The organism is Flexivirga caeni, assembly GCF_003724155.1.
GTDB classification, from domain to species: Bacteria; Actinomycetota; Actinomycetes; order Actinomycetales; family Dermatophilaceae; genus Flexivirga; species Flexivirga caeni.
Genome location: NZ_RJJQ01000001.1, coordinates 17,604 through 30,552, shown reverse-complemented (window position 1 = coordinate 30,552; position 12,949 = coordinate 17,604). Strand labels below are relative to the sequence as shown.

General features: G+C 68.9%; 9 protein-coding genes. 1 reads left to right on the top strand and 8 read right to left on the bottom strand.

The window, feature by feature from the left end:
* Nucleotides 1-238: 238 nt before the first annotated feature.
* The 6 genes from menD to EFY87_RS00110 form a co-directional block, all read right to left on the bottom strand.
* A complete protein-coding gene (gene menD, locus EFY87_RS00135; protein ID WP_123269295.1) occupies nt 239-1,975 on the bottom strand; it encodes a 2-succinyl-5-enolpyruvyl-6-hydroxy-3-cyclohexene-1-carboxylic-acid synthase in 1,737 nt (578 codons plus the stop codon).
* A gap of 80 nt (nt 1,976-2,055) precedes the next feature.
* A complete protein-coding gene (locus EFY87_RS00130; RefSeq protein ID WP_220093442.1) occupies nt 2,056-3,375 on the bottom strand; it encodes an MFS transporter in 1,320 nt (439 codons plus the stop codon).
* Nucleotides 3,376-3,442: 67 nt separating this feature from the next.
* The gene (locus EFY87_RS00125) at nt 3,443-3,904 is read right to left on the bottom strand and encodes a flavodoxin family protein (RefSeq protein ID WP_123269293.1); all 462 of its coding nucleotides are present in this window, start codon (nt 3,902-3,904) and stop codon (nt 3,443-3,445) included.
* A complete protein-coding gene (gene treZ, locus EFY87_RS00120; protein WP_123269292.1) occupies nt 3,901-5,631 on the bottom strand; it encodes a malto-oligosyltrehalose trehalohydrolase in 1,731 nt (576 codons plus the stop codon). The genes EFY87_RS00125 and treZ overlap by 4 nt, the downstream gene beginning before the upstream one ends.
* Nucleotides 5,628-8,033 carry a malto-oligosyltrehalose synthase gene (gene treY / locus EFY87_RS00115; RefSeq protein WP_123269291.1) on the bottom strand — a complete coding sequence of 802 codons (2,406 nt, stop codon included), beginning with the start codon at nt 8,031-8,033 and terminating at the stop codon, nt 5,628-5,630. Before treY ends, treZ begins: the two co-directional genes overlap by 4 nt.
* A gap of 194 nt (nt 8,034-8,227) precedes the next feature.
* A complete protein-coding gene (locus EFY87_RS00110; RefSeq protein WP_123269290.1) occupies nt 8,228-9,454 on the bottom strand; it encodes a CapA family protein in 1,227 nt (408 codons plus the stop codon).
* Nucleotides 9,455-9,547: 93 nt separating this feature from the next.
* On the opposite strand from EFY87_RS00110, the gene EFY87_RS00105 reads away from it, so the two are divergent.
* Entirely contained in the window at nt 9,548-9,970 is a 423-nt protein-coding gene (locus EFY87_RS00105; protein ID WP_123269289.1) for a hypothetical protein, read from the top strand.
* A gap of 148 nt (nt 9,971-10,118) precedes the next feature.
* Here EFY87_RS00105 and katG read toward each other — a convergent pair whose 3' ends face one another.
* Both katG and EFY87_RS00095 read right to left on the bottom strand, forming a co-directional pair.
* Nucleotides 10,119-12,305: a catalase/peroxidase HPI gene (gene katG / locus EFY87_RS00100; RefSeq protein ID WP_123269288.1), complete on the bottom strand. Its 2,187-nt coding sequence runs from the start codon at nt 12,303-12,305 to the stop codon at nt 10,119-10,121.
* Complete coding sequence (locus tag EFY87_RS00095) at nt 12,302-12,787, bottom strand: Fur family transcriptional regulator (protein WP_123269287.1); 486 nt, start codon at nt 12,785-12,787, stop codon at nt 12,302-12,304. Before EFY87_RS00095 ends, katG begins: the two co-directional genes overlap by 4 nt.
* Between the last annotated feature and the right edge of the window lie 162 nt (nt 12,788-12,949).

Here is a 12,949-nt window from a genome sequence, read left to right as displayed (position 1 = left end):
CTCAAGACTCACCTTCTGTGACGTAGATCATCTCGGAAGAACGATGACAGGTCGAGTCCGGTCAGAACAAGTGACGGCTGCGGCCAAATATCGGGCGAAATTTGTCCCTATCGGACAGGCGCCAGACCGGCGGGACGACTTGTGCCGATGGACGCGCGCGATGGGCGCTGGTCACGTGGACGTGGGCACGCTGATCGAGCAGCGAGGAACGAGCGTATCGAGAGATCGGGTGCGCGGATCACCCGAGCGCGGCTGTGGCCGCGGCTGCCAGCTCGGCCCGCAGCTCCCGTTGCCCGGCGCGATCTATCGGCACCTCACACACCCGAATCCCCTTGCCAGGGTGGGCGATCCGGTCGGCGAGGACGTTTGCCCGGGAGACGTATTCATGCGCCACCTCGTGCGCCGCGCACAGCTCGCTGAGGTTGGTGTCGGTCGGCGTCGCAAAGATCCGTTCGAAAGGCGCGGCCAGCTCCGCCCGGCCCGGCTCGAGCGTGCCGAAGATGCCGCCGCCATTGTCGTTCAGCACGACGACGGTCAGGTCGGGACGCGGTTCGTGCGGGCCGATCAGCAGCGCGTTGCTGTCGTGCAGGAAGGTCAGATCGCCCATCAGCGCGACGGTCGGCAGGGGCGCACGGGACAGTGCGAAACCGATGGCCGAGGAGAGGACGCCGTCGATGCCGGCCAGGCCGCGGTTGCCGACGGACACGACGCCGGACACGATCGCGCGCGGGTCGCGCGCAAGGTCGAGGTCGCGTGCGGTGTTGGACGAGCCGAGGTAGACGCCGGAGTCCGCCGGCAGATTGTGCACCACGGTCCGCGCCACGGCCGGACCGGACGGCCAGCTTGCGTCGATCAGGGGAGCGGCAGCTGCCGCGACAGCTTGACCGGCCGCGCGCCATTCGGAGGCCCAGGCGCGGTCCACGCAGGATGCGACGGCCTGATGGCTGCGCTCGATGTCGTCCCAGTCGTGCACCCGGCGCACCACATGACCCGGGTCGGACCAGGAAGTCAACGGCGTGATTGCTTCGACGGTCACCGCCGGGTTGCGCAGCAGCATGGCGACCTCGCGGTCAAGGGTCACCCGCCCGCCGATCAGCACCCGCTCGGGCAGGTGCGCCTCCACCCACTCGTGAGCCCGCAGCAGCAGCGGCCCGTTCGGCGTGACGCGCCCGCGCCGGTAGGCGCCGAACGGCTCGGCCATGATCGGCCAGCCGGCGGCATCGGCGAGTTCGGCCAGTTCCGAAGAGTGTTGCGGCGCAGGCAGGTCGCCGAGCAGCACCAGGGTGCGCGGCACGGGCGCGATGCCCGGTCCGGACACGGCGCCGCGCGGGTGCGAATCCGGTTGCCGCAGGCGCAACCATGCCTCGCCGTGCGGCCGGCCGGCCAGGCTCTCTGGCCAGTCGGCGTCGGTCTCGTCGAGCGTGCCCGGCACGAGCGGCTCGCGCAACGGCACATTGAGGTGGACCGGGCCGGGGTCGCCCGACGGGTAGCCGCGCGACTCCGCGACGGCGCGGCCGATCACCGAACGCCAGATCGCCTGCTGGCCGGCGCGTCGCTCCGGGGTGCCGAACTCGTGGAACCAGCGTGTCGCCGCGCCGAACAGCTTGACCTGGTCGGTGGTCTGGTTCGCACCGGTGCCGCGCAGCTCCTGCGGACGGTCGGCAGTGAGCAGGATCAGCGGGACGTAACCGTGCGATGCCTCCAGGACCGCGGGGTGCAGGTTGGCGACGGCGGTGCCGCTGGTGGTGATGACCGGCACCGGCATACGCGATGCCTTCGCCAGCCCGAGCGCGAGGTATGCCGCGGAGCGTTCGTCCACGCGCACATGCATGCGGATCCGGCCGGCTCGTTCGGCCGCCTCGGCGGCATACGCCAGGGGTGCGGACCGCGAGCCGGGCGCGAGCACGACCTCGCGCACACCCTGCCGGATGAGTTCGTCGAGCAGCACGGTCGCAATCGCAGCGGAAGGATTCACGCGCGCTATCTTCGCGCATCCGGCTGCTTGCACCTCACCGAGTGACGGCTTCCTCGGCGAGCGGCGGTGCGACCTCGCCGTCAGTCGGCGTGGGGACCGTCACTCACGGTGACGACGCCGGCGGCGCCGGACGGCAATTCCCGCTGGATGAAACGTTCCGCGGCGTGCGCGGCCGGGCCGGTCCCGAGAGCTGCGATCACGACGATCGCCGCGATCACCAGCCAGCCTGGGCCGCTCCAGCTGAGGGCGAGGAAGGTGAACGCCGCAGGTGCCCAACGACCGCCGAGAGTGCCGAAAACCTCTGCCACGCCGCCATACTCGCCACGTCTGCGCGGGTCCATCAGCATCGCACCAAAGGTGAAGTTGCCCGCCGAGTTGGCCAGTTCGGCGCCGGTGACGGCGACATGCCCGAGCCAGACCAGGAAGATCGTGAGCAACCCCGTGGTGCTGTGCGTTTCCATCGTGATCAGGCAGGACAGCACGAAGAAGCCACTGGAGATCCAGACGGCACGGATTGCGTGGTCGACGGTACGCACGCCCCGCGAGGTGTATGCCGGCAGGAAGATGCACAGCACGGTGTTGGTGCCGAAGAGCCAGGCCAGCAGCCAGTGCGGCGAGTCGGTCTCCTCGACCAGCCAGAGCGGGATGACGACGTTGAGCAGCACCTGGTTGGTGTTCAGCGTCCCGGAGAAGAAGCTGAGTGCCATCCAGCCGACGTTGCGCAGCGGCCCCTTGCCGGGGACGTTCTCCCGGCGTGCGCCGCGCTCGCGTTCGGCGACGCGCAGGTCGTGCGAGGCGCGAGGCAGCCGGCCGATCCAGAATGCGTTGACCAGCCCAATTGCGAGCGCCAGCAACGGCAGCCAGCGCATCACCGTCAGGTTGTCGAAGGCCAGCGCCACCCCGCCGATGATCGCGCCGAGCGTGAAGCCGACGTTGAGCGAGGAGTACATGTAGGCCTGCGTCCCGACACGCTCGGCCTCGGGCATCACGTCGAGGATGTAGGCCCCCCGGCCCGCACCGCCCGCGTTTCCGACGATCTCGAAGAGCACCACCATCAGCAGGTATGACGCGAAGCCGCTCATGAACGGCCACACGCCGAACATCAGCGCACCGAGCAGTGCGCCCGCGGCCCACATGCGCTTCGGGCCGAGCACGTCGACCAGCCGGCCGGCGGGATAGGCGACGAGGAACGACACGACACCCGCGACCGTGAGACCGAGGCCCACCTGCGCCGCGGACAGCCCGACGACCTGGGTGAAGAACACCGCGCTTCCGGTCATGAACGTCCCCTCACCCGTCGCGAAGAGCAGCGACTGCAGCGCGAGCCGGCGGGACAGCGGCGTCGGCGGGATCAGCTGCCGGATCCCGGAGCGCAGCCGGGTCATATGTGGTGCGGGCACGTCGGCCAGTCGACCACGCGACACCGACATACGTCACCCGAGTTTCCGGGGTGGGCCGCGTGCGGCGTCAGGCGTCGAGGTCGGCGACGAGGGCGGCCATGGTGCCGCCGAGTTCGGTGAGGGCGTCGCGCTGTTCGGCGGATTCGACGCGCAGGATCTCCACCGGGGCGGCGGCGAGGCGCCATTCCAGGCCGGTGGCGATGGACTCCAGCGAGCGACGCGCGCCGGTCGTGTCGGAGCGGCCGTGGATCCAGAACGAGTAGGGCTGCCGGGAGATGCGTCCGCGTGTGTCGTCATACGTGGAGTCGAAGGCGTGCTTCATCGCGCCGGACATGTAGCCGAAGTTCGCCGGGGTGCCGAGCAGGTAGCCGTCGGCCGCGAGAAAGTCGTCGACCGTGACGGCGAGCGCTTCGACGACCTGCACGTCGACCGGTGGCAGATCCGGGTGTCGCGCGCCCTCCAGCACCGCATCCAGCAACGAGAGCAGTCGCGGCGTCGGCGAATGGTGTATGACGAGAAGTGTTCTCATTGTTGCAATTTCACAATGACAACCGAGTCTGCGCCGACGGTGACGAGGGACGTGCCGCCACCAGTCACCTCGCCAAAGGCCAGCAGCACCTCGCCCGGCACGTCGCCCGGCTCGGTGCCCAGGTTGACCACCACCGCATAATCGCTGCGGCTTGCGACGAGCATCCCGCCGTCGCGCTGCACGAGCGTCGTGCCCGGCTCGGTGAAGACCGGCGTCTCGCGGCGCAGCCGGAGGAGCGCGGCATACCAGTCGAGCAGCCTGCGATGCTCAGGGTCGTCGACCTCCGACCAGTCCAGCGAGGAGTCAGTGAAGGTCGAAAGTGCTTGCGGATCAGGCACATCCGCAGACCAGCCGTGCTCGGCGAACTCACGCCGGCGACCCTCCGAAACCGCCTGCGCGAGATCTCCCTCCTGGTGGTCGGTGAAGTACTGCCACGGCGTCGAGGCGCCCCACTCTTCGCCCATGAAGAGCATCGGTGTGTATGGTGCAGTCAGCAGCAGCGCCGCACCAGCAGCCGCACGAGCGGGCGACACGAGTTGCGAAAGCCGTTCTCCCGCTGCGCGATTGCCGACCTGGTCGTGGGTTTGCAAGGACGCCACGAACGAGGATGCCGGGGTGCGCTCACGATCGACCGGTCGCCCGTGGTGCCGCCCGCGGAAACTCGACCAGGTGCCGTCGTGGAAGAACGGCGTGCGAAGCACCTTGGCGAGTGCACCCGGGTCCGCGAAATCCGCGTAATAGCCTTGGGTTTCGCCGGTCAGCGTCACATGCAGCGCGTGATGGACGTCGTCGGACCACTGCCCGGACAGGCCGAGGCCGGCGCCGGATCCGTCGCGCGGCACGACGGTGCGCGGATCGTTCCGGTCGCTCTCGGCAACCAGTGAGAGCGGCCGGCCCAGCTCCCCGGAGAGTTCGTCGACGCTGCCAGCCAGCTCCTCCAGAAAGTGCACCGCACGGCCGTCGTGCAGCTCGTGCACGGCGTCCAGCCGCAACCCGTCGAAGTGGAAGTCGCGCAGCCACATCAGCGCGTTGTCGATCAGGTAGGTACGCACTTCGTCGCTGCCCGGACGGTCGAGATTGACCGCGCTGCCCCACGGCGTGACGTAGTGGTCAGTGAAGTACGGCCCGAAGTCCGACAGGTAGTTGCCGCTCGGTCCGAGGTGGTTGTAGACCACGTCGAGCAGCACGCCGAGACCGCGCGTGTGGCACGCGTCGACGAAGCGCTGGCAGGCGGCTGCACCGCCATACGTCTCGTGCACAGCGTATGGCGAGACACCGTCATACCCCCACCCGCGACTGCCCGGGAAGCTGGCGACCGGCATCACCTCGACAAGTGAAATACCAAGCCGGACAAGGTGATCCAGCTTCTCGATGGCCGCGTCGAAGGTGCCCCCTTCGGTGAAGGTGCCGACGTGCAGCTCATACACGACGGAGCCGGCCAGCGAACGGCCCGCCCACTCGCCGTCGGCCCAGTCGTGTGCGGAGAGGTCGACGAGTGCGGACCGGCTGTGCGGGCCGTCCGGCTGGGCGAGCGAGCGCGGGTCGGGGCGTTCCGCGCCTCCGTCGAGCAGATAGGCGTAGCGGTCTCCTGGCGCGGCATCCGCCTGGACGTGCCACCAGTCACCGTTGCGCCGCAAGGGGATTCGCTCGTCGCGCAGCGCGAGTTCGACACCCTGGTGCGCATTCGGCGCCCAGACCGAGAAGGTGTGCTGCGAGAGGCCCGTCATGAGCGCTCCAGGAGCGCGACCGGCCAGGCGCTGAGCAGCTCGGCGAGCCGGACCTGCCCGTCGCTGGTGACGGTCTCGCCGGTGAGGTGGTCATGCCAGTCACCCGCAGCGAGGTCGACCGTCGCGTCACCCCAGCCGTGCGTTCGTTCGAGCCGGGCCGGCGCCCGCGTCGCAAGGGTGACGAACGTCTCGCGTCCGCCGCGGACGATCGCACCGGTGAGTCGTCCGGGTGCGACTGATCTGCTGAAGCCGAGGAGGTGCTCGGAGCTGGAAAGCACTGGCCGGTATGACGATTCGCTGCCAAAGACACGCGGGTGATCGCGGCGGGCACGCAGCGCGGTCGTCACGACGTGCAGCTTCTCGGAGTCGAGGTCGGTAGGAGTGCCGCTGCGGAGCAACTCCACGCGCCGGTCGAAGTCGACCGGCCGGCGGTTGTCCGGGTCGACGAGCGTGCGGGTGACCAGCTCGGTGCCCTGGTAGCTGTCGGGGACACCGGGCATGGTGAGTTGCACCAGCTTCGCGCCGAGAGTGATCGCCCGGATGGCGCGCTCATTGGAGCTCACCGCCGCCGTCATCGCGTCGTGCACTGCACCGCCGGCCGCGAGAGCGAGGGCGAAGTCGATTACCCGCTGCTCGTATGCCGGGTCGGGGTCCGTCCAACGCGTCTTGAGTCCGGCCTCGCGCAGCGCTTTGCACAGGTAGTCGCGGACGCGGTCGTCGCCCGCAGGCTCGACGCCGAGCAGGGTCTGCCAGACGAAGTGCGCAGTGCGAGGGTCGACTCCCGCGGCCTTCGCCGCTGCTCCGGTGGCACGCGAAATTGTCTGCCAGGAAAGCGGATCGCCGGCAACGGCGATGAGGCGTGCACGGGTGTCCTCGCTGCGCTTGGTGTCATGCGTGGTCAGCGTGGTCATGGTGCCCGGCCAGTTGGCCTGCTGTTGCGCGCACCAGTTGTGCAGGTCGTCGGCCGCTGACTCCCCGACCTGGCTGGGGTCGCTGCCGACCTCGTTGAGCGCGATCAGCTCGGCCCATCGGTAGAACGTCGTGTCCTCGATGCCCTTGGCCATCACCGGTCCCCACGTCTGCTGGAAGCGGACGCCGAAGTCGAGCGCGGCCGGACTTTCCTCGGCGAGCAGGGCCAGGGGCGCGAGAGCTTCGAGCTCGGGAGCCAGGTCGGGCCGCGCGTGCACGGCGACAGCGTGCGCGTCCTCGACCAGCTCGTGGGCGATGCTGGACGTGCGGTGTCTCGGGCGCACATAGACCCGGTAGACGGAACCTGCGACGAGGAGCTCGACAATCGCCTCACGCAGCCGGCCGGGGTCAAGATCGGGCAGCGCCTCGTGCGCGCGCCGGGTGAGGCGCAGCACCTCGGGCTGCAGCGAGTGGCTGACGACCTGGCGCTTGGCGACGTCGACGGCGTGCGGGAAGTCGGGATCGCCGCCGCTCGCGGTCCAGGTTGCGCGCAGCGTGGCTGCTGCCTCTGGGTCGACAAGGGCGGACTGGACGACGCGCAGGGCGTCATACCCGGTGGTGCCGCTGCATCGCCAGCCGCGCGGCAGGCTCTCCCCGGGCTCCAGGATCTTCTCGATCCACACCTTGGTGCCGCGAGATCGCTTGTCCGACAGGCGTTCCAGATATCCAGTGGGGTCGGCGAGACCGTCCGGATGGTCGATCCGGAAGCCATCGATGAAGCCGGCGTCGTCGAGTTCCAGCAGCAGGGCATGGGTTGCGTCGAAGACGTCCTGCTCCTCGACCCGGATGGCGATCAATGTGTCCACGTCGAAGAACCGGCGGTAGTTGAGCACGGCGTCCTGGGCCCGCCAGTCGGCGAGCCGGTAGTGCTGGCGCTCCAGCAGCTCGGCGACGTCGTCCGTGGTGTCGGTGCCGACCGACAGCGGCCACACGTGGTCGAAGTAGCGCAACACTGGCTCGTCTCCCGACCGGTCAAGCGTGATCTCCCCGGCCGCGAGCACCTCGGCGAGCGGTTTGCCCAGGAACGGCAACCCGATTCGCCCGCCGCCGGCCTTCCAGTCGATGTCGAACCAGTGGGCGGTCTCGGCGTCGCGGCCGTCCCGCAGCAGCGTCCACAGCTGGGGGTTCAGCGACTCGGGGGCGCAGATCGCCATGTGGTTGGGCACGACGTCCACGACCAGCCCGAGCCCACGGCTGTGTGCGGCGGTCGCCAACTGCTCGAACGCGCCACGCCCGCCGAGTTCCTCGCTGATGCGCGAGTGGTCGACGACGTCATATCCATGCATCGACCCCGGCGCGGCCTGCAGGATCGGTGACAGATAGAGGTGCGAAACACCCAGCGCCGCAAGGTAATCCAGTTGTGCTGCGGCGTCGGCGAAGGTGAATCCGGCATGCAGCTGCAGTCGGTAGGTGGCGCTCACGTCGCGGGACATGTCCCCATCATGCCTGCCTGGTATGCCGCGGGTGCGACCCGAGGACCGCTCGATCCGGAGAAGGGCGGACCGTCGCGCGTCGGCCACGAGAGGTCACTAGACATCGTCAGAGGGTGACGTTCGCAGCAACTAGGGTCCTCTCGGTGAGGGTGGCGCCGCTCAGGGTCAACTGCTGCCACACCTGGCATCGGCCTTCAGTGCAGCGGCGTTGCGCCACAGGAGTTTCCGCCGGCGGTGGCCACGGACGTGGTGCGCTGCCAGGACGCCGGATCGGACGCCTTGCTGACCAGCCGGATGACGTGGCTGTTCGCCCGGTCCACCCGCGTCGGCTGGAGCCGCTCGGTCGAGGTGATCTTCCCGTCGGTGTCCCTGGTGAAGGTCACCAGTGCGATCAGCCCGTCCTGGGCCGCCTCGGTCGACACCGCGCCGCCATAGGCCACGATGCCCGCGAACTGGTCGGACAGGTCGTTGCCGAAGCTGTAGTTGACCATCCGGCCGTCGATCCGCTCGCATGGCTGCACGACGTGCGGGTGGTTGCCGATGATGTAGTCGACCGTGCCGGAGGTGAGCAATTCCCTTGCAATTCGTCGCTGTTCGGTCGTCGGGTGAGGGTCCTGCTCCTCGCCCCAGTGCATCGAGACCAGCACCAGATCCGCACCCTGGGCGCGCGCCGCCTGCGCGTCCTTCTCGATGCCCGCGACACCGACGACGTCATACAGGTTGGCGGCGGTCCACGGTGCCGCGGCCGGCACGTGCGAGCTGTCGCCGACCGTGTTGTCGAGGGTGTAGGAGTAGGCAAGCTGCGCGATCGTGAACCCCTTCGCGTGGTAGATCGCCGGCTGCGCGGGATGGCTGGCGTCCGCGGCGGGCCCCGCGGCCTGCAGGCCGGTGGCGCCCATGATGCGGCGCGTCTCGCGCAACCCGGCCACGCCCTGGTCGAAGGAGTGGTTGTTCGCGGTGCTGCAGCCGTCGAAGCCGGCCCGCCGCAGCCCGACGGCGAACGCTGCCGGAGCACCCATGGTGAAGCCGTGGCTCAGGTTGACGCCGGACGCGCCCAGCGGCGTCTCGAGCTGGCAGATCGCGACATCGGCAGACCGCAGCACCGGTGCGATTTGCGCGAACATCGGCCCGAAATCCCAGCCGATGCCGCGGCGTGCCGCGGCCAACACCGCCGGATGCGGGATCTCGTCTCCTGAGACGGCGATCGTGACCGAGCGGGCGGCCTTCGGATGCGGTCCGGTCGTGCGCGTGCCGTATGCCGGGGTCGTGCTCGCCGAGGCGCTTGACGGCCCCGCCATACGACTCGAAGCGGGGGAGGAGAGCGTGCCCGCACGCGAGTCGCTCGTGCCGGCCGAACACGCGGCCAGCAGCAGCGCGGTCGCTCCCACGGCTGCGAAGCGAATGCGGTGAGCGGGCCTCATGCGCCGAGAGCGTAACTGACATCGCGCCCGGATCTGCGGTAACTTCCCGGTAAGTGACTCGCGAGTAATCCCCGACGTCAGGAGTGCGCACCCATGGGAAAGTTCGATTCACCGGTCAAGGCAGCCCCGGGCTCGGATCTGAACGCCAAGCAGGAAGGACTGCTCTGGGCGGTGATCACCGTCGTCGCGTTCCTGCTGCTGCTCTTCCTCGACTTCATCTTCCAGCCCTCGACCTCGTCGTTGCCCGGCCCCACCTGGTTGACCGGCCCGATCATCGGGTTCGTCATCGGCGTGCTGGCGTCGCTGGTCATCAAGCCGCGCAGCTGGCAGGTCCAGTCGTGGGTCGTCCCGGGTGTGGTCCTGGTGCTGGTGATCCTGTGCGAGCTGTTCCAGGGCGACGCGCAGTGGGTCGGCCAGACCCTCGCGACGTTCTTCGTCGGCATCGGCGGCGGTGTGCTGTTCTTCCGCGCGGCCGAGAAGCAGCACGAGTATGACGCGGCGCGCCGCGCCGAGTAGCTGAGCTTGTTCGCTCGGGCTCCGCGCACGCGCTCTCCGCGATCGAGAGGACCCAATATGCAACGAGCGGACCCGTAAACCAGCGTGGTTTAGGGGTCCGCTCGTTGCGGTTGGGGTCCTCTCGATCAGGGGTGAGCGGACCGCCGGGTCAGTTCTTGACGTCGAACCGGTCGTTGTCCATGACCTTCGCCCAGGCGGCGACGAAGTCGGTCACGAACTTCTCGCTGGCGTCGTCCGAGGCGTAGACCTCGGCGACCGCGCGCAACTCGGAGTTCGAGCTGAACGCGAGGTCCGCACGGGTGCCGACCCAGTCCTGGCCGTTGGGGCCGGTGCCGGCATACGTGCCGGGCTGCTCGCCGGGCACCCAGTCGGCGGTGAGGTCGAGCAGACCCACGAAGAAGTCATTCGTCAGCACGCCCGCCCGATCGGTGAAGACGCCCGCCCGGTTATCGCCGGTGTTGGCGCCGAGCACCCGCAGCCCGCCGATCAGCACCGTCATCTCCGGCGCCGACAGGTTCAGCAGGTTGGCCCGGTCGATCAGGTGGTATTCCAGCGGCGCGATCGGCTCGAAGTCGGTGTAGTTGCGGAACGGGTCGATGCGCGGCTCCAGGTACGCGAACGACTCCACGTCGGTCTGCTCCTGGGTCGCGTCACCGCGGCCGCCGGTGAACGGCACCTCGACGACATACCCGCCGGCCTTCGCCGCCTGCTCGACGCCGACGTTGCCGGCCAGCACCACGGTGTCGGCGAACGAAACCCCAGTAGCCGCAGCGATTTCGCCGAGCTTCGCAACGACCGGTCCGGTGACCGCCGGGTCGTTGACCGCCCAGCTGCGCTGCGGCTCCAGCCGCAGCCGGCCACCGTTGGCGCCACCGCGCTTGTCCGAGCCGCGGAAGGAGCCGGCTGCCGCCCACGCGGTCTTGACCAGCGCGGACACCGAGAAACCGGCGTCGGCGATCTGCTGCTTCGCAGCGGCGATCGCTTCGGCGCTCGGGGCGGGCGCGGCCGGGATCGGGTCCTGCCAGAGGAGCTCCTCGGACGGCACCTCGGTGCCGACATAGCGCGACACCGGACCCATGTCACGGTGGGTCAGCTTGAACCAGGCGCGCGCAAAGGCGTCCGCGAACTCGTCCGGGTGCTCCATGAAGCGCCGGCTGATCGTGTCGTAGACCGGGTCGAAGCGCAGCGCGAGGTCAGAGGTGAGCATGCGCGGCTCGCGCTTGCCGTCGCCCTGCGACTCCGGCACCATGTCGGCGCCGCCGCCATTGACCGGGCGCCACTGCTTCGCGCCCGCCGGCGACTCGAAGAGCTCCCACTCGTAGCCATAGAGGATGTGGAAGAACTCGTTGTCCCAGCGCGTCGGGTGGTAGGTCCAGGTGACCTCCAGGCCCGAGCCGATGGCGTCGATGCCCTTGCCGCTGCCGTATGACGACTTCCAGCCCAGGCCGTTCTGCTCGAAGGGCGCGCTCTCCGGCTCGGGGCCGACCAGGGCGGCGTCGCCGGCACCGTGGGTCTTGCCGAACGTGTGCCCACCGGCGATCAGCGCGACGGTCTCCTCGTCGTTCATCGCCATCCGCTTGAAGGTCTCGCGGATGTCGCGCGCGGAGGTGAGCGGGTCACCGTTAGCCTCGGGACCCTCGGGGTTGACGTAGATGAGGCCCATTTGCACTGCGGCCAGCGGGTTTTCGAGGTCGCGCTCTCCGGTGTAGCGCTTGTCGTCGCCGAGCCATTCGGTCTCGGAGCCCCAGTAGACGTCGTCATCCGGCTCCCACGCGTCGACTCGTCCGCCGGCGAAGCCGAAGGTCTTGAAGCCCATGTTCTCCAGGGCGACGTTGCCGGCCAGGATGATCAGGTCACCCCAGGAGAGCGACTTGCCGTACTTCTTCTTCACCGGCCACAGCAACCGCCGTGCGCGGTCCAGCAGCACGTTGTCGGGCCAGGAGTTCAGTGGCGCGAAGCGCTGCTGCCCGGTGCCGCCACCGCCGCGACCGTCCTGCACCCGGTAGGTGCCGGCGCTGTGCCACGCCATCCGGACCATGAACGGGCCATAGTTGCCGAAGTCGGCCGGCCACCAGTCCTGGGAGGTGGTGATGATCTCAGCGATGTCGTGCTTGACCGCGGCGAGGTCGAGAGCTTCGAACGCCGCCGGGTAGTCGAAGTCTCCGAGCGGGTTGGCGACGGCCGGGTTCTTGGCCAGGATCTTCAGGTTGAGACGCTGTGGCCACCACTGCTGGTTGGCGTCGCCGGAGGTGGGGCGCACCAGGTCGTGCAGGACCGGGCACTTGCCGCTGGAGTCGTCGATCTCGGCGAGTGGCTGTTCGTCGGTGGTGCTCATGGCATCCTTTCGTCGCGCCCGCCAGAAGGTGCCTGCCGGGATGAATTTTCTTGATGGTCAATGCATTCGGGACAGATGCCCCAGTAGATGACCTCGGCCTCGTCGATGACGAAGCCATGGTCGTCGGAGGCGTCCAGGCACGGCGCGGCGCCGACTGCGCACGCGACGTCGACGACAATGCCGCAGGAGCGACATACCAGGTGGTGGTGATTGTCGCCGCGCCGGATCTCATAGAGCGCCGGCGATCCGGACGGCCGGACGCGGCGCACCAATCCGGTCTCGGTGAAGGTGTTGAGGCAGTCGAAGATCGCCTGCCGGGACACGCCCGGCTCGGCATCCTGCACGGTCTCGGCGAGGGTTGCCGAGTCGGCGTGCGGGTGGTCGTGTACTGCTTCGAGCACTGCCACCCGCGGGCGGGTCACGCGCAGCCCGGCGTCGCGCAGCGATGTCTCGAAGTCCGGCACCCCGACAGCTTCGTGCATTTTCTGGACTTGGTCAAGTTTAGGATTTCCTGAACGTACGGCGACTGGTCGCCGCCGGGGCGGCCGGCCGAAGGTCACGATTCCGCCAACGATTCTTCGGTTCCCAATGCAGATGGATGGATGCGTTGTTAACGTCGGTTGGCCGAGGAAGTCCGACGACGG

Excerpts from the sequence above, each read along its gene's own strand:
- EFY87_RS00125 (WP_123269293.1), bottom strand. The coding sequence starts at position 3,904 with ATGAGAACACTTCTCGTCATACACCATTCGCCGACGCCGCGACTGCTC.
- treZ (WP_123269292.1), bottom strand. The coding sequence starts at position 5,631 with ATGACGGGCCTCTCGCAGCACACCTTCTCGGTCTGGGCGCCGAATGCG.
- EFY87_RS00105 (WP_123269289.1), top strand. The coding sequence starts at position 9,548 with ATGGGAAAGTTCGATTCACCGGTCAAGGCAGCCCCGGGCTCGGATCTG.
- EFY87_RS00095 (WP_123269287.1), bottom strand. The coding sequence starts at position 12,787 with ATGCACGAAGCTGTCGGGGTGCCGGACTTCGAGACATCGCTGCGCGAC.
- katG (WP_123269288.1), bottom strand. The coding sequence starts at position 12,305 with ATGAGCACCACCGACGAACAGCCACTCGCCGAGATCGACGACTCCAGC.
- EFY87_RS00110 (WP_123269290.1), bottom strand. The coding sequence starts at position 9,454 with ATGAGGCCCGCTCACCGCATTCGCTTCGCAGCCGTGGGAGCGACCGCG.
- treY (WP_123269291.1), bottom strand. The coding sequence starts at position 8,033 with ATGTCCCGCGACGTGAGCGCCACCTACCGACTGCAGCTGCATGCCGGA.